Genomic DNA, 16,111 nt, shown 5'->3' on the forward strand with positions numbered 1-16,111 from the left:
ACGACATGCTGAACGACGGCTTGCAAGTGCTGTATATCGAAGACGACGAACTGGTGCGGCGCGCGAGCGTGCAGAGTTTGCAACTGGCGGGCTTCGAGGTGGTCGGCCATGCGTCGGCGGAATCGGCGGCGAAGTCGATCAGTGCGGATTTTTCCGGCGTGATCGTCAGCGATATTCGGCTGCCTGGCGCGAGCGGTCTCGAGTTGCTCGCGCAGTGCCACGAACGCGCGCCCGATGTGCCCGTGATTCTCGTCACCGGTCACGGCGACATTTCGATGGCCGTGCAGGCGATGCGCGACGGCGCCTACGACTTCATCGAAAAGCCGTTCGCCTCCGAGCGTCTGATCGAGACCGTGCGGCGCGCGCTGGAGCGGCGCAAGCTCGTGCTCGAAAACCTCGCGCTGCGCCGCGAACTCGCGGGGCAGAACACGGTGGCGCCGCGGATCATCGGCCGCAGTCCGGCGATCGAGCAGGTGCGGCGGCTCATCGCGAACGTCGCGCCGACCGATGCGTCCGTACTCATCAACGGCGATACCGGCGCGGGCAAGGAACTGATCGCGCGCAGTTTGCACGAGTTGTCGCCGCGGCGCGACAAGCCGTTTATCGCGGTGAATTGCGGCGCGCTGCCCGAGCCGATGTTCGAGTCCGAGATGTTCGGCTACGAGCCCGGCGCGTTTACGGGCGCGGCGAAACGCCGGATCGGCAAGCTCGAACATGCGTCGGGCGGCACGCTGTTTCTCGACGAAATCGAAAGCATGCCGCTCGCGCTGCAGGTCAAGCTGTTGCGCGTGTTGCAGGACGGCGTGCTCGAGCGGCTCGGTTCCAATCAGCCGATTCGCGTGAATTGCCGCGTGGTCGCGGCGGCGAAAGGCGATATGGCGGAACACGTCGCGGACGGCTCGTTCCGCCGCGATCTGCTGTACCGGTTGAATGTGGTCACGATCGCATTGCCGCCGCTCGGCGAGCGGCGCGAGGACATCGTGCCGCTTTTCGAACACTTTCTGCTCGACGCGGCGGTGCGTTATCAGCGGCCCGCGCCGATTCTCACCGACCGTCAGCGCGCGAGCCTGATGCAGCGCGACTGGCCGGGCAACGTGCGGGAACTGCGCAACGCCGCGGACCGCTTCGTGCTCGGTGTCGCCGACGATCCCGTGATGTCTTTCGGCGACGACGGCGGACAGGCGCAGCCGCTGAAGGAGCGCGTCGAGCAGTTCGAGCGCGCGGTGATCGCGGAAGCGCTCGAGCAGTGCGGCGGCGCGGTCGCAGTCGCCGCCGACCGACTTCAGCTCGGCAAGGCGACGCTCTACGAGAAGATCAAGCGATATGGCCTCGCGGCCAAGGGCGATGGGGAGAGGTGAAATAGAAACGCCGGCAAGTGGGAGTGCCGGCGTTTTTGTTTGAGCTTGCGGTGGCGTGGCGTGGCCTGGGCTGGCCTGGGTTGGCTTGCCTTTGCTTCGCGACTGTTTAAGCCGCGTTCAGCGCCTTCTCGAGCAACTGATCGAGTTCCGCGAACTGCGGTTCGCCGACGTAGCGCTTCAGAATCTTGCCGTCTTTGTCGACGAGGAAGGTGGTCGGCGTGAGCTGCACGTTGCCGAACTGTTTGGCGGCCGAGCCGTCGTCCATGGCGACCTTGAAGGGCAACTGGCGCGTTTGCGTGTAATTGGTCACGTACATCGGCGCGTCGTAGCTCATGGCCACCGCGACGAATTCGAGCCCTTTGCCTTTGAAGCGGTTATACGTCTGCACCATCTGCGGCATTTCCTTCATGCAGGTGTCGCAACTCGTCGCCCAGAAGTTGACGAGGTAGACCTTGCCTTTGAGGTCGGCGGTCGTGACTTTCTGGCCGGAGAGCAGCGTAAAGGTCGCGTCGGGCACCCGCTGCTGGCCGGCAAACGCGAAATAGCCGGCGATGCCGATCGCAATCGCCACCGCGGCGATGATCAGATAGCGAAGCGGATTCGTGCGCTTGACGGCGCTGGTCGATGCGATGGAACTCATGAGCGGAACCTCGGAAGTCGCGCAAGGGCGCAGGACAGTGCGTCGGCTGTGGCTTGGAGCGTGCCGCAACGGAGCGTTGATATTGTAGTCCTATTCGGGATGCGGGGCAGGGAGCGCAACTCGCAACCCGCGTTGCGCCGGCACAGCCAAACGGGCGCTTGGCCGCTTGGCCGCTTGACCGCTTCCACGCGCTCCATCAGTTTGCAGCGGATAATGGCGTTTTGCGCTTCACGTCAACTTCACCGCTTCACGGTCTCTCTTGCTCATGTTCCAGACAGTTTTCCGCATCTATTCCCTGTTCGTTCGAATTCCCTCGCGTCTGTTTTCCAGCCTCGTCTTCCATGGCAATGCGGCGGCTCGCCCGCCAAGCGCGCAGTCGATGACCCGCGCGGCGCTTTGCGCGCTTGCTATCGGCGTCGCGCTGAGCGGCTGCTCGCCGACCTTCGACTGGCGCACCGTCATGAATAACGACAACGGCTACAGCATCGACTTGCCTGCCAAGCCCGGCAACGATCAGCGCGCGGTGCAGGTCGACGGCACGCCGATGCAGATGGCCATGCAGACGGCCGAAGCCGGCGACGCCGTGTTCGCGGTCGGCACGATCATGCTGCCCGACGACAGCGAAGCGACGCAGCGTAAGGCGCTCGAGTTCCTGCGCACCGGCCTCGCGCGAAACGTGGGCGTGACGCCAGAGGCGCGCGCGGTGCAAATTCCGCTCGCGGCAGGCGGCAAAGTCCTGGGGCTCGAGATGACGCTGAGCGGCGAGGCCGGCTCCAGCCATGAAAAGCGGACCGTCTATGCGCGCCTCGTAGCGCGTGGCCGGCACGCGTATCAGGCCGCGATCATCGCGTCAGGGCCGCTGCCCCGGGAACAGGTGGACCAATTTTTCTCGTCGTTCCAACTCTATTGAACCGGTAGATTTGGCCGACTCGGCGCCGACCTGACGCCGAAGCGACGCGCGGACGTACTGAAAGTTCCTTCGCAGCTTTCGGCGCTAATTCGCGGTTTACGTTGAAGTTTTCCACCTCGCCGGGCGTCCTGTGGATAACTCTGTTGAGAACTCCGCTTTTTTTGCCGCAGATGCCCGCGCCGTGGGCATTCCGTCAGTCTGAATGTAGTTGACGCAGAAGAAAAAATCCTTTGAAATCAATGCCGTTTGGATCTGAGTTTCTAAGTACCTTTCAGATGTTTCTAAATCTATCTGGAACGCGGGCATGTGCATAAGTCAAGTCTTGACAGCATTTTTTTCTCCTCAACCAGAGCCAAAAGCCCGTCGGTACTGAACCGCCTCGCCGATCTGCGCGGCGCTCGGCATGCTCGCGCCCGCGAGGTCGGCAATCGTTCGTGCGACTTTCAGCACGCGGTAATACGCGCGAGCCGACCAGCCGAAACGCTCGCCCGCTTCCCGCAGCAGCGCCTCCCCGGCCGCGTCGGGACGGCAGACTTCGTCGACTTCTTTGCCCGTCAACTCACGGTTGGTTTTGCCTTGCCGAGCCAATTGCCGTTCGCGCGCGGCGAGCACCCGCCGCGCGATGACCGCGCTCGTTTCTCCGGCGGCATGCGCTCGCGCGGACAATTCCGCCGACGTCAGCGCCGGCACTTCCAGTTGAATATCGATTCGGTCCAGCAGCGGGCCCGATAATTTGCGCAGATAACGCGCCGCAATCTCCGGCGTGCAGCGACAACGCCCATTCGGGTCACCGCGCCATCCACAGGGACACGGATTCATCGCCGCGATCAGTTGGCACGCCGCCGGAAAGTCCGCCTGCAGCGCCGCGCGTGAAATCGTGATTCGCCCGGCTTCGAGCGGCTCGCGCAGTGTTTCGAGCACGTGGCGGTCGAACTCCGGCAGTTCATCAAGGAAAAGCACGCCCAGGTGCGCGAGCGTGATCTCGCCCGGTTGCGGAGGATTGCGCCCGCCCACCAGCGCCGCCGCGCTCGACGAATGATGCGGCGCCCGGAACGGCCGCTGCCGCCATTGCGCCGGCGTGAAACCGGCGCGGCTCGCGGACAGCAACGCGGCCGAGCTGAGCGCCTCGTCGTCGGTCATCGGCGGCAGCAGACCGGGCAAGCGGGCGGCGAGCATCGACTTGCCCGCGCCCGGCGGGCCGATCAGCAGTACATGGTGGCCGCCGGCCGCGGCGACTTCGAGCGCGCGGCGCGCGCCGCGTTGGCCGATCACGTCGCCCATGTCGGGCACGGCGGCAGGGCGCGTGTCGGCCAGGTTTGGCGCGGCGACCGGATAGAGGCGGGACTCGGGCGCATCGGCGAGATGCGCGCACAGCGACGGCAGATCGCTCGCGCCGTACACATCCACGCGGTTTCGGCGAGACCAGGAGCCGCCGCGCAAACCGCCGCGCCGCGCGCGGTGCCGCAAGCCATCGCGAAGGCGCCGCGCATCGGACGCAGCGCGCCGGTTAAGGAAAGCTCGCCGGCAAATTCGCGGTTGACGAGCGATTCGGCCGGGATTTGCCCGCTCGCCGCGAGAATGCCCAAGGCAATCGGCAGATCGAAGCGGCCGGATTCCTTCGGCAGATCGGCGGGAGCGAGGTTGACCGTGATGCGCCGCACGGGAAAATCGAAGCCGCAGTTTTGCAGCGCTGCGCGCACGCGCTCGCGGCTTTCGCGGACTTCCAGATCGGGAAGTCCGACGATCGAAAAAGAGGGTAGCCCGTTGGCGAGGTGAACCTCGACGGTTACTTCGGGCGCGCGGCCGGCGGCCGGCGCGCGACTGCGCACCACGGCAAGCGACATGTTTTCTCCCGTCGGACCGCGCGCAAGTGGCGCGCTGCGGTCCCCTTAATACGCTGATGACGTCACGGCTCGCTTGCCTGTGATGTGCAGCTCGACGCAGCTAACGCGCTGCTTGTGAAACCGTCAGAGCGTTTGCGTCGTGACGGGCAGCTTCTGTTCGAGTTCCGCGACGCGGCGCTCCAGTTCTTCGAGGCGCGCGCGTGTGCGCACCAGCACCTGGGTCTGCGTATCGAATTCCTCGCGCGTGACCAGATCGAGCTTCGAGAAGCCTTGCGACAGCATCGCTTTCACATTGCGTTCGACGTCTTTGGCCGGCGAGTTTTTGAACAGCTCGCTCATGCGCGCCTGGATGTCGTTGAAAACGTCGTTTGGTTGTTTCATGGTGTTCCCCTTGATGCACAAAAAATGTGCAGCGTTTCGTTACGTCTGTGCCTCGCGTCTGACGATGCGCTGCGTTGGTGCGTGCACGCCGGCTGTGCTTCGCCGCGTGAGCCCGTTTGGTGCGCGTCGGCGCTTGCAGACCCTGCGGACACTCTAGCAATGATCCAGGCGGCGCGCCACAGCGCAGCGCGCGCGTTGGCCATCTGGACAAGGGCGGCTGCGCCCCTTGCCGGGCGTGCACCGGCGGCAGTCTGACACAACATGGCATACGAGTTGCTCTTACTGCCCCGCGCGTTCTGCCGGCACGAATTTCCGGCAGGGCAACGAGACCAGGCGAAAGGGCAACGAGTACCACCAGGCTTGCGCGAGCGGGCTACAGGCAGCTTACGAGACGGTTACGCAGCGGTTCCGCGGCGGTTACGCAAACGGGTTAGCAACGGTTTTTGGCAACTAAGCGAGGGATTTCATGAAACTCATCACCGCAATCATCAAGCCGTTCAAGCTCGATGAGGCGCGCGAAGCCTTGTCGGCGATCGGCGTCTCCGGCATCACGGTAACCGAGGTCAAGGGGTTCGGCCGTCAGAAGGGCCATACGGAGCTGTATCGCGGCGCGGAGTACGTCGTCGATTTCCTGCCGAAAGTGAAGATCGAGGCGGCTGTCTCGGACGACATCGTCGATCAGGCCATCGAGGCGCTGGAACGCGCGGCGCGCACCGGCAAGATCGGCGACGGCAAGATTTTCGTCACGCCGATCGAGCAGGTCATCCGGATTCGCACCGGAGAGACCGGCGCGGATGCTCTGTAACACCAAAAGATAGCGACACAGATAGCGACAAGAGGAAACGAAAGATGCGCAAATTATTGATGTCCTTGCTGATGGCCGGTTCGCTGCTTGCGGGCGGTATCGGCGCCGCCCTCGCGGACGACGCTTCCGCCCCCGTAGCCGCCTCGGCCGCTGCATCCGATACGGCGGCAAGCGCGCCGGCAGCGGACGCTTCGGCGGCCGCAGCAGCATCGGCGCCCGCCGCCGACGCCTCGGCTGCACCTGCAGCAAGCGCCGCCGCGGCCGCCCCCGCCGCATCGGACGCCGCTCCGGCTGCGCCCACCGCGCCGTTCTCGGTCGACTCGTCGAAAATCAATTCGGGCGACACCGCCTGGATGCTGACCTCCACCGCGCTCGTGCTGTTCATGACGATCCCGGGCCTCGCGCTCTTCTACGGCGGCATGGTCCGCAAGAAGAACGTGCTGGCGACGCTGATGCAAAGCTTCGCGATCACCTGCCTCGTGACGATCATCTGGGCGGTCGTGGGCTATAGCCTCGCGTTCACGCCGGGCGGCTCGTTCATCGGCGGCTTCTCGCGCTTCTTCATGTCGGGCATGAACTACATCAAGGGCGACAAGGCCACGACGCTGACCGTCAGCCATCTCGCGCAGACGATCCCCGAAACGGTCTACTTCGTCTATCAGATGACGTTCGCGATCATCACGCCGGCGCTGATCACCGGCGCATTTGCCGACCGCATGAAGTTCTCGGCGATGCTCGTCTTCATGAGCCTGTGGTCGATCATCGTCTACTCGCCGATCGCGCACATGGTCTGGGAACCGACCGGCTGGCTGGCGACCGCGGGCATCCTCGACTTCGCGGGCGGCACGGTGGTGCACATCAACGCCGGTATCGCCGGTCTGGTCTGCTGCCTCGTGCTCGGCAAGCGTGTCGGCTACGGCAAGGAAGCGATGGCGCCGCACAACCTCACGCTGACGCTGGTCGGCGCCGCGATGCTGTGGGTGGGCTGGTTCGGCTTCAACGCGGGTTCGGCAGTGGCGGCAGACGGCCGTGCCGGTTTCGCGATGTTCGCAACGCAAGTGGCAACCGCAGCGGCAGCGCTCGCATGGATGTTCGCCGAATGGGCCGCGAAGGGTAAGCCTTCGGTGCTCGGTATCGTGTCGGGCGCAGTGGCGGGTCTGGTCGCCATCACGCCGGCTTCGGGCTTCGTCGGCATGACGGGTTCGCTCGTGATCGGCATCGTGGCCGGCGTGGTCTGCTTCTGGTCGGCAACGTGGCTCAAGCACAAGCTCGGTTACGACGATTCGCTCGACGCGTTCGGCGTGCACTGCGTCGGCGGTATCGTCGGTGCGCTGCTGACCGGCGTGTTCGCGGTGAAGGACATCGGCGGCTTCGACGGCAGCGTGCTGCTGCAAGCCAAGGGCGTCGTGACGACGCTGGTCTACAGCGGCGTGGTGAGCTTCATCCTGCTGAAGGTCATCGACATGACGATGGGCATCCGCGTGACGGAAGAACAGGAACGCGAAGGTCTGGACGTGAGCCTGCACGGCGAACACGTCGAATAACGAAGGCGTTTCACGAGCCCGCGCTCCCGGGCTCGCCGAGCCTCACCGGCTCATAAAGGTAGCAACAGGCAGCAACAGGTAGCAACAAGCGCAGCGATTTGGCCCGCCTTCATGGCGGGCTTTTTTCTTGCTGGCCTTCTTGTTCACGACAGTTTCCCCTGCCTATCATTGCGATAGGGAGAATGCATTCCGGCTGGCTTGCGAATGGAGAAACCATCCCCAAATGGGCAAAGCATTTGCTCTACAATCTTTTTTCTCCAGTCTGCGAGTGATCAATGGTTCCGCACCTAGTTACGGCGTTAAACGGCCCGCTGCTCGATCTCGAGCGGAAGATCCTCGACGCTACTCCCGCAATCGAACGCTGGTTCCGGCTCGAGTGGCAGGAGCACACGCCGCCGTTCTATTGCTCGGTCGACCTGCGCAATGCGGGTTTCAAGCTCGCGCCCGTCGACACCAATCTGTTTCCCGGCGCGTTCAATAATCTGCCGCAGGAAGTGCTGCCGCTTGCCGTGCAGGCGGCAATGGCGTCCATCGAAAAAATCTGCCCGGACGCGAAGAATCTGCTCGTCATTCCCGAGCGCCACACACGCAACGCGTTTTATCTGGAGAACGTCGCCCGGCTCGCCGCGATCATGCGCCAGGCCGGCTTGAACGTGCGTTTCGGCACGCTCGACGAAAGCATCAACGGGCCCGTCACCATTGCGCTGTCCGACGGCCAGAAACTCGTGCTCGAACCGCTCGAGCGTTCGCAGCGCCGCCTCGGGCTGAAGAATTTCGATCCGTGCTCGATTCTGTTGAATAACGATCTGTCGGGCGGCATTCCGCCCGTGCTGGAAAATCTGCATGAGCAGTATCTGCTGCCGCCGCTGCATGCCGGCTGGGCTGTGCGCCGCAAATCGACGCACTTCTCGTGCTATGACGACGTCGCGAAGAAATTCGCGAAGATGGTCGAGATCGATCCGTGGATGATTAATCCGTACTTCGCGCACGTGGAAGGCGTGGATTTTCAGGAGCGCACCGGCGAGCAGGCGCTGGCCGACGCGATCGACGGCGTGCTGAAGAAGATCGCCAAAAAGTATCGCGAGTACGGCATCTCCGAAAAACCGTATGTCGTCATCAAGTCGGATGCGGGCACGTACGGCATGGGCGTGATGACGGTGCACGACGCGTCGGAAGTGGCCGCGCTCACGAAACGCGAACGCGCGAAGATGGCGGCGACGAAAGACGGCCTCGAAGTGCACGACGTGATCGTGCAGGAAGGCGTGTACACGTTCGAGCGCATCGGCGAGGAAGTAGCCGAGCCGGTCGTTTATATGATCGACCGCTATGTGGTGGGCGGCTTCTACCGTGTGCACGGCAGCCGCGAGCGCGACCAGAACCTGAACGCGCCGGGCATGCACTTCGTGCCGCTCGGCTTCGAGCACACCGCGCTGCCGGACGCGCACGCGAAGCCGGGCGCGGCGCCGCCGAACCGCTTCTACATGTACGGCGTGGTGGCGCGGCTCGGCTTGCTGGCTGCATCGGTTGAACTGGAAAAGACCGATCCGGAAGCCATTCAGGTTTGAACGCAGCCACGTGAGATTGCCAGGCGCGGGCAGCGCGTAGGCCGCCCCGCGCCGTTTTCATCGACGATGTTCACGCCGCATTCACGCCGCATTCACGCGTAATACACGCTCGATTCACGATCAATGCCAGGCCCTCCAGGGCGCAACGGGACCTTCATGGACATTCTTTTCATCGCCGATCCGCTCACGCAGTTCAAGATCTACAAGGACTCCACTTACGCGATGATGGCCGAGGCCGCGCGCCGCGGCCATACGCTGTACTTCTGCGAGCCGAAGCATCTCGCGTGGACGGGCGGCGACGTCGAAGCCAACGTGCGGCGTTTTGCGATCACCGGCGACGTGACCGATTTGCACCGCGACGAATGGTATGCGGCAGACGCCGCCGCGCCGCGCTCGCTGAAGGACTTCAGCGCGGTCGTCATGCGCAAGGACCCGCCGTTCGACATGGAATACGTGACGTCCACGTGGCTGCTCGAACTGGCCGAGCGCGCGGGTGCACGCATCTTCAACAAGCCGCAGGCGATTCGCGATCATTCCGAAAAGCTCGCTATCGGCGAGTTCCCGGAGTTCGTCGCGCCCACGCTGGTCACGCGCGATCCGGCGCGACTCAGGGCGTTTCACGAGCAGCATGGCGACGTGATTCTGAAGCCGCTCGACGGCATGGGCGGCATGGGCGTATTCCGCGTGAAGCCGGACGGCATGAACCTGGGCTCGATCGTCGAAATGCTGAGCCACGACGGCGCGCGCTCAGTGATGGCGCAAAAGTTCATCCCCGAAATCAAGGACGGCGACAAGCGCATTCTGCTGATCGGCGGCGAAGCCGTGCCGTATTCGCTCGCGCGGATTCCGCAAGGCAACGAGGTGCGCGGCAATCTGGCCGCGGGCGGGCTGGGCGTGGCGCGTCCGCTGACCGACCATGACCGCAAGATCGCCGACACGCTCGCGCCCGTGCTGGCGGCACGCGGTCTGCTGCTGGTTGGGTTGGACGCCATTGGCGACTGGCTGACCGAAGTGAACGTGACGAGCCCGACGTGCTTCCGCGAGATCATGGATCAGACGAGCTTTGACGTCGCCGCCATGTTCGTGGACGCGCTGGAGCGCGCGGCGGGCTGAGCGGCCGTCTTGAAACTGGGCGGCGGCCCCCAAACTGACAGACAGGATGAGCATCATGTCCGCTGCGGGCGGAACGGCGGCGCGGGCCCGAAAAACGGGCCTGCTACAATGCCCGCTCTCCGCGTCGATTTGTAGCGATACGCTCCGCAAGGAGTCATCGCATGCACGGCGGAGCCTTGAAACGGGCAGGTTCGACGGGCGCCGCTGCGGCGTCGCATTCGAGGTTCTGTGCGCGAAAGGCGTATTTCCGGCTCTCATGGCCAACGGCCGGCCGAGGGCGCGAGCGTTTCGGACAGCGTTCCGATCCACGTTTGGGGCCGTCTTTTTGCAGTAGGCTGACATGGCAGGCATTCTGATCATTGCGCACGCACCGTTCGCCACCGCGTTGCGCGACTGTATTTCGCATATTTACGGCGGTTTGCCGGCTCGCATCGGCGTGATGGACGTATCGCCCGACTGCGATCCCGCGCAAATGGTTTCCTTCGCCGAGTCCGAGATTGCGCGCCTCAAAGAAGAGAACGGCGCGCTCGTGCTCACCGACATGTTCGGCGCCACGCCCGCGAATATCGCCGGGCGGCTGGCTTCCGTGCCCGACGTGCGCGTGCTGTGCGGCGTCAATCTGCCGATGCTCGTGCGCGCGGTCTGTTATCGCGCGACGCCGCTCGACACGCTGGTAGACAAAGCGCTCGCCGGCGCGACCAAGGGCATTCACGCGATCGGCCCGGCAGCACCCGCGCCCGCCGAGGCCGCGGCTGTCACCGCCGACTGTCTGCCCGCGTTGCCGGCCGATGCGGACCTCGCACAGAAGACCGGGCCGGCCGGTTTATAGTCGCTCGCAGTGCAAGCTTGCAGTGCAACCTCGCAGTACACCCTGATTCGCAGTTCTACTTTTCACAACAACACTTACCCGCGCTTCGGACCAACACATGCTGCAACAGGAAACGACTATCGTGAACAAGCTGGGGCTGCACGCGCGCGCGTCGGCCAAGTTGACGCAACTCGCAGGCAACTATCAGTCGGAAATCTGGATGAGCCGCAACGGCCGCCGCATCAATGCGAAAAGCATCATGGGCGTGATGATGCTGGCTGCGGGCATCGGCAGCACGGTGCTGATCGAAACCGAGGGCGCCGACGAAAAAGAAGCCATGGACGCATTGTTGAAACTGATCGCGGATAAATTCGGCGAAGGCCAGTGAGCTGGCGAATCGACAGTGCAATGTAGAAGAACGCCGCGGCTATCGCTCCGCGGCGTTTTTTTTAGCGCGCGACAATATGCGGACGCGCATGACTACGCGGGCGTTATGCCTCGCTCTTACGCGCTTTCGTGCTGCACTGCACACAGCATTCGCGTACGTCTGCGGCGGCGCGGAATTTATAATGACGACGAGAGTCTGAGAGCATTGCAGCGGTTTGCCGCGGCATCACACAACTAGAGGAGGTGCGCGTGTCGTTCACGCTGCATGGAATTCCCGTGTCACGCGGTATCGCCATCGGGCGGGCCTACCTGATCGCCCCGGCTGCACTTGACGTAGACCACTATCTGATCGAACCCGCGCAGATCGAGAGCGAGGTCGAGCGCTTTCGCACGGCCCAGCAACGCGTGCATGTCGAGCTCGACGCGTTGCGCGCCGACCTCGCCGCAGACGCGCCTAGCGAAATGGGCGCGTTCATCAACGTTCATTCAATGATCCTGAACGATGCAATGCTCGTTCAGGAAACCATCGACCTCATTCGCACGCGCCGCTACAACGTGGAGTGGGCGCTGACCGAGCAGCTCGAACGGCTGTCGCGTCATTTCGACGACATCGAAGACGAATATCTGCGCGAGCGCAAAGCCGATATCGAGCAAGTGGTGGAGCGCGTGCTCAAGGCGCTGGCGGGTGCGTCGGCTACGCTCGTGGACGGCGTGCACGGCGCCTGCAGCGAGATGATCGTGGTCGCGCACGACATCGCGCCGGCCGACATGATGCAGTTCAAAACGCAAACGTTTCAGGGCTTCGTCACCGATCTCGGCGGCCGCACGTCGCATACGGCGATCGTCGCGCGCAGCCTTGGCATTCCTGCCGCGGTCGGCGTGCAGCACGCGAGCGCGCTGATTCGTCAGGACGACCTGATTATCGTCGACGGCGATCATGGCATTGTGATCGTCGATCCCGCGCCGATCGTGCTGGAGGAATACTCGTACCGGCAAAGCGAAAAGGCGCTCGAGCAACGCAAGCTGCAGCGCCTCAAATTTTCGCCGACGCAGACGCTGTGCGGCACGCGCATCGAACTGTGCGCGAACATCGAGTTGCCGGACGACGCGCGCGCCGCGCTCGATGCGGGCGCGACCGGCGTCGGCCTGTTCCGCACCGAGTTCCTGTTCATGAATCACAAAGACCGCATGCCCGAGGAGGAGGAGCAGTTCGAAGCCTACCGGCGCGCGGTCGAGTTGATGAACGGGCTGCCCGTCACGATTCGCACGATCGACGTGGGCGCCGACAAGCCGCTCGATTCGATGGGCGGCGGCGACGGCTACGAGACCGCGCCCAACCCGGCGCTCGGGCTTAGGGCGATTCGCTGGAGCCTGTCCGAGCCGCAAATGTTCCTCACGCAATTGCGCGCGATTCTGCGTGCATCGGCGTTCGGCACGGTGAAGATTCTGGTGCCCATGCTCGCGCATGCGCAGGAGATCGATCAGACGCTCGACCTGATCCGCGAAGCGAAGCGTCAACTCGACGACGCAGGGATCGCGTACAACCCGAACGTGCAAGTCGGCGCGATGATCGAGATTCCGGCCGCCGCGATTGCGCTGCCGCTCTTTCTGAAGCGGCTCGATTTCCTGTCGATCGGCACCAACGATCTGATCCAGTACACGCTCGCTATCGACCGCGCGGACAATTCGGTCGCGCATCTGTACGACCCGCTGCATCCGGCGGTGCTGCATCTGATCGCGTTCACGTTGCGCGAGGCGAAGCGGGCGGGCGTGCCTGTGTCGGTCTGCGGTGAGATGGCCGGCGATCCGACGTTGACGCGTCTATTGCTCGGCATGGGGCTCACCGAGTTTTCGATGCATCCGAGCCAGTTGCTCGAGGTCAAGCAGGAAGTGTTGCGCTCGCATCTGAAGACGCTGGAGAAGCCGGTGGCCGATGTGCTTGCATCGTTTGAACCGGAAGAGGTGCAGGCTGCGCTGAAGCGGGTCGCGCAAGCCTGATTGATTAGAGGTGCAATGAGAAACGCCGCACATGTGCGGCGTTTGTCGTTGTGGCTTACCTCGCAGTCCCGCTCATGCTCGTGCTCAGTGGCCGTGGCGTTTTCCGCAGACGGGGCAGTCCGGCTGACGCGCAATGCGCATCGTGGTCCATTCCATTCGCAGCGAATCGAGCATGGTCAGCCGCCCGGCGAGCGACGTTCCGATTCCGCCGATCACCTTCAGCGCTTCGGCCGCCTGCATCGAGCCGATGATGCCGACCGTAGGCGCAAACACGCCCATCGTGGAACACGCAACTTCTTCGAACGGCTGGTCTTCCGGGAACACGCACGCGTAGCACGGCGATGCTTCGTCGCGGAAATCGAATGTGCTGATCTGGCCGTCGAAGCGCAACGCCGCGCCCGACACGAGCGGCACGCCGTGCTTCACGCAGGCGCGATTGATCGCATGACGCGTCGCGAAGTTGTCCGTGCAATCGAGCACGACCGTGGCGCCCGGCACTTGCCGATCGAGCCACGCATCGTCGACGCGTTCGGCGACCGCGTTCACATGCACTTCGGGATTGATCTGCGCGAGCGTGTCGCGGCCGGACTCGACCTTCTTGCGTCCGACCGACGCGCTCACATGCAGGATCTGCCGTTGCAGATTGGTGAGGTCGACCGTATCGGCATCGACCAGCGTCAAGCGTCCGATGCCCGCCGCCGCGAGGTACATCGCGGCAGGCGAACCCAGCCCGCCCGCGCCGACGATGATCGCGTGCGCATCGAGAAAACGCTGCTGCGCCTCGATGCCGATTTCGTCGACGAGAATGTGGCGGGAATAGCGAAGGAGTTGATCGTCGTTCATGGCGGGAGCCGGCGTGTCTTCGCGGCGCATTGACCGCGAAGACACAGGAGGTTGCTTGCGCGACTACTTGCCTTGCGTGGCCGGAGCCGACGCCGGAGCCGGACCCGACGCGCCGGGCACCGGTTGCGTGGGCTTCACAGCAACCGGCGCGGACGCCGACGTAGCCGGCTTGTTCTGCGCGAGACGCCGTTCGGTCACCGACTTCGACTCCTGCACCGGCTTGCCTTCGAGCTTGTTCAGCGCCTGCGTCAGCATGAAGTCGTCGGCGGAACCGAATTCGACCGGCTTGCGCTCACGATCTTTCTGACGCTGTTCCGGCGTCTTCTTATCGTTCTGCTCTTCGAGCTGACGCAACTGGTCCATGCGATCCTGCTCGCGCTTCTCGGCTTCCTTCTTCTCGTTCGGATCTTGCGTGTTGGCAAGGTGGTTCGAGTAGTCGACTTCGCGTGTGACGAGTGCGTCGTCCGGATCGCCTTCCGCGTATTGATCCACCGCGATGTCAGGACGGATGCCCTTGTTCTGGATCGAGCGGCCGCTCGGCGTGTAGTAATACGCCGTGGTCAGACGCAATGCGGTGTCGGCGGTCATGGGGCGCACGGTCTGCACCGAGCCCTTGCCGAAGGTCGTCTTGCCGACGATCAACGCGCGATGCTGATCCTGCAACGCACCCGCGACGATCTCCGAGGCCGACGCCGAATACGCGTTGGTCAGCACGACCATCGGCACCGTCTTGAAGATCGGCGCTTCGTCCTTCAGCGGATCGCTGTCGAAAGATTGCAGACGGTAGTTGTCGTAAGTGTCGCGATAGACCTGCTTCGAATCCGGAATCTGTCCGTTGGTGGACACCACGACGGAGTTCGGCGGCAGGAACGCGCCGGCGACGCCGACCGCGCTTTGCAGCAGACCGCCGCCGTTGTTGCGCAGGTCGAGCACGAGGCCCTTCAGGTTCGGCTGCTGACGCGCGATGTCCTGCAGCTTCGCCGCGAGGTCAGGCGTGGTGCGTTCCTGGAAGCTCGTGATACGCACGTACGCGTAGCCCGGCGCAAGAATCTTCATCTTCACCGACTGCACCTTGATGACGGCGCGCGTCACGGTGAGCGGGAACGTGCGGTCGTCGGTCTTGCGGAAGATGGTGAGCGTGACCTTCGTGCCCGGCTCGCCGCGCATCTGCTTGACGGCCTGGTCGAGCGTCATGCCGCGCACCGGCTTGTCGTTGATGCGCGTGATCAGGTCGCCCGGACGAATGCCGGCGCGGAACGCGGGCGTGTCTTCGATCGGCGAAATGACTTTAATCAGGCCGTCTTCCGACGAGATTTCGATGCCGAGGCCCGCGAAGCGACCTTTGGTCTGCTCCTGCAGTTCCTCGTAATCGGTCTTGTCGAGGTAGGACGAATGCGGGTCGAGGCTCGACACCATGCCCTTGATCGCGGCGGTGAGGAGCTTTTTATCGTCGACGGGTTCGACGTATTCGTGCTTGATCTGACCGAACACTTCGGCAAAGAGCCTGAGCTGGTCCAGCGGCAAGGGCGCGGCGGCGGCGCTGGCGGGCTGCTGCGCCGAAGCGGAAAGTTGCAGGGTGGCAAATACACCGGTAGCAAGGCCCGCGGCGATCAGGCCGATATTTTTCAGGTTCTTTCGCATAGAGTCTGTTGCGGTCGGAAGCGCGTGGCAGCGTCGATAGAGATGGGGACGGACAAGTATAACTGCACACCCGCCAACAGAGGGCGCGGGGCAGGCAATCGTGATTCGACAGCGGGATGCGTGCCGGGTTCGGCGCAATGTGCGCGCGGCTGCGAAGTAATGTGCCGTAACGGAAGACGGCGGCCAGAATGGCGCGCTCAAAACAAACGGACCACGCTGACCGGTACGTCTTGCCGGTCGGCGCGGTCCGCTGGCGACGTGCTGCTGCGTTTCT

The 16,111-nt window shown here is 63.8% G+C and carries 13 protein-coding genes and 1 pseudogene; 9 read left to right on the top strand and 5 right to left on the bottom strand.

Going from position 1 to position 16,111, the window contains the following annotated elements; genetic code table 11:
• Positions 1–5: 5 nt before the first annotated feature.
• Positions 6–1,358 carry a sigma-54-dependent transcriptional regulator gene (locus tag CUJ91_RS01585; protein WP_192700001.1) on the top strand — a complete coding sequence of 451 codons (1,353 nt, stop codon included), beginning with the start codon at positions 6–8 and terminating at the stop codon, positions 1,356–1,358.
• A 106-nt stretch (positions 1,359–1,464) separates the two neighbouring features.
• Here the strand turns inward: CUJ91_RS01585 and CUJ91_RS01590 are convergent, their stop codons facing one another.
• Positions 1,465–1,998, bottom strand: coding sequence for a TlpA disulfide reductase family protein (locus CUJ91_RS01590; protein ID WP_053857451.1), 534 nt, complete (start codon positions 1,996–1,998; stop codon positions 1,465–1,467).
• Positions 1,999–2,263: 265 nt separating this feature from the next.
• Here CUJ91_RS01590 and CUJ91_RS01595 point away from each other — a divergent pair, with 265 nt between their 5' ends.
• Positions 2,264–2,908, top strand: coding sequence for a hypothetical protein (locus tag CUJ91_RS01595; protein ID WP_114155753.1), 645 nt, complete (start codon positions 2,264–2,266; stop codon positions 2,906–2,908).
• Between the two features lie 342 nt (positions 2,909–3,250).
• Here CUJ91_RS01595 and CUJ91_RS01600 read toward each other — a convergent pair.
• A pseudogene (locus tag CUJ91_RS01600) lies at positions 3,251–4,752 on the bottom strand (YifB family Mg chelatase-like AAA ATPase).
• A gap of 123 nt (positions 4,753–4,875) precedes the next feature.
• Positions 4,876–5,133: an accessory factor UbiK family protein gene (locus CUJ91_RS01605; RefSeq protein WP_006048090.1), complete on the bottom strand. Its 258-nt coding sequence runs from the start codon at positions 5,131–5,133 to the stop codon at positions 4,876–4,878.
• Positions 5,134–5,599: 466 nt separating this feature from the next.
• Between CUJ91_RS01605 and CUJ91_RS01615 the strand changes: the two genes are divergently transcribed.
• From CUJ91_RS01615 to ptsP, 7 genes are all read left to right on the top strand, one after another.
• The gene (locus tag CUJ91_RS01615; RefSeq protein ID WP_006048089.1) at positions 5,600–5,938 is read left to right on the top strand and encodes a P-II family nitrogen regulator; all 339 of its coding nucleotides are present in this window, start codon (positions 5,600–5,602) and stop codon (positions 5,936–5,938) included.
• A 44-nt stretch (positions 5,939–5,982) separates the two neighbouring features.
• Complete coding sequence (locus tag CUJ91_RS01620) at positions 5,983–7,482, top strand: ammonium transporter (RefSeq protein WP_006048088.1); 1,500 nt, start codon at positions 5,983–5,985, stop codon at positions 7,480–7,482.
• Positions 7,483–7,757: 275 nt separating this feature from the next.
• Positions 7,758–9,047: a glutamate--cysteine ligase gene (gene gshA, locus CUJ91_RS01625; protein WP_006048087.1), complete on the top strand. Its 1,290-nt coding sequence runs from the start codon at positions 7,758–7,760 to the stop codon at positions 9,045–9,047.
• Between the two features lie 156 nt (positions 9,048–9,203).
• Positions 9,204–10,160, top strand: a complete 957-nt coding sequence (gene gshB / locus CUJ91_RS01630; protein WP_114155755.1) for a glutathione synthase — start codon at positions 9,204–9,206, stop codon at positions 10,158–10,160.
• Positions 10,161–10,500: 340 nt separating this feature from the next.
• The gene (locus CUJ91_RS01635; RefSeq protein WP_006048085.1) at positions 10,501–10,989 is read left to right on the top strand and encodes a PTS sugar transporter subunit IIA; all 489 of its coding nucleotides are present in this window, start codon (positions 10,501–10,503) and stop codon (positions 10,987–10,989) included.
• A gap of 97 nt (positions 10,990–11,086) precedes the next feature.
• Positions 11,087–11,356, top strand: a complete 270-nt coding sequence (locus CUJ91_RS01640) for an HPr family phosphocarrier protein (RefSeq protein WP_006048084.1) — start codon at positions 11,087–11,089, stop codon at positions 11,354–11,356.
• Between the two features lie 248 nt (positions 11,357–11,604).
• Positions 11,605–13,353: a phosphoenolpyruvate--protein phosphotransferase gene (ptsP, locus tag CUJ91_RS01645; RefSeq protein ID WP_053857456.1), complete on the top strand. Its 1,749-nt coding sequence runs from the start codon at positions 11,605–11,607 to the stop codon at positions 13,351–13,353.
• An 84-nt stretch (positions 13,354–13,437) separates the two neighbouring features.
• Here ptsP and CUJ91_RS01650 read toward each other — a convergent pair whose 3' ends face one another.
• Together CUJ91_RS01650 and CUJ91_RS01655 are read right to left on the bottom strand one after the other, a co-directional pair.
• Entirely contained in the window at positions 13,438–14,196 is a 759-nt protein-coding gene (locus CUJ91_RS01650; protein ID WP_114156664.1) for a HesA/MoeB/ThiF family protein, read from the bottom strand.
• 63 nt (positions 14,197–14,259) lie between these two features.
• On the bottom strand, positions 14,260–15,837 hold the full coding sequence (locus CUJ91_RS01655) for a S41 family peptidase (RefSeq protein ID WP_006048081.1): 1,578 nt from the start codon (positions 15,835–15,837) through the stop codon (positions 14,260–14,262).
• Positions 15,838–16,111 lie beyond the last annotated feature (274 nt).

Source organism: Paraburkholderia graminis (assembly GCF_003330785.1).
Lineage (GTDB): Bacteria > Pseudomonadota > Gammaproteobacteria > Burkholderiales > Burkholderiaceae > Paraburkholderia > Paraburkholderia graminis.

Bases quoted from the DNA above. Each gene is read 5' to 3' on its own strand.
- CUJ91_RS01640 (WP_006048084.1), top strand. From the start codon at position 11,087: ATGCTGCAACAGGAAACGACTATCGTGAACAAGCTGGGGCTGCACGCG.
- CUJ91_RS01655 (WP_006048081.1), bottom strand. From the start codon at position 15,837: ATGCGAAAGAACCTGAAAAATATCGGCCTGATCGCCGCGGGCCTTGCT.
- CUJ91_RS01615 (WP_006048089.1), top strand. From the start codon at position 5,600: ATGAAACTCATCACCGCAATCATCAAGCCGTTCAAGCTCGATGAGGCG.
- CUJ91_RS01590 (WP_053857451.1), bottom strand. From the start codon at position 1,998: ATGAGTTCCATCGCATCGACCAGCGCCGTCAAGCGCACGAATCCGCTT.
- gshA (WP_006048087.1), top strand. From the start codon at position 7,758: ATGGTTCCGCACCTAGTTACGGCGTTAAACGGCCCGCTGCTCGATCTC.
- CUJ91_RS01595 (WP_114155753.1), top strand. From the start codon at position 2,264: ATGTTCCAGACAGTTTTCCGCATCTATTCCCTGTTCGTTCGAATTCCC.
- CUJ91_RS01605 (WP_006048090.1), bottom strand. From the start codon at position 5,133: ATGAAACAACCAAACGACGTTTTCAACGACATCCAGGCGCGCATGAGC.
- CUJ91_RS01585 (WP_192700001.1), top strand. From the start codon at position 6: ATGCTGAACGACGGCTTGCAAGTGCTGTATATCGAAGACGACGAACTG.
- CUJ91_RS01620 (WP_006048088.1), top strand. From the start codon at position 5,983: ATGCGCAAATTATTGATGTCCTTGCTGATGGCCGGTTCGCTGCTTGCG.
- gshB (WP_114155755.1), top strand. From the start codon at position 9,204: ATGGACATTCTTTTCATCGCCGATCCGCTCACGCAGTTCAAGATCTAC.
- CUJ91_RS01635 (WP_006048085.1), top strand. From the start codon at position 10,501: ATGGCAGGCATTCTGATCATTGCGCACGCACCGTTCGCCACCGCGTTG.
- CUJ91_RS01650 (WP_114156664.1), bottom strand. From the start codon at position 14,196: ATGAACGACGATCAACTCCTTCGCTATTCCCGCCACATTCTCGTCGAC.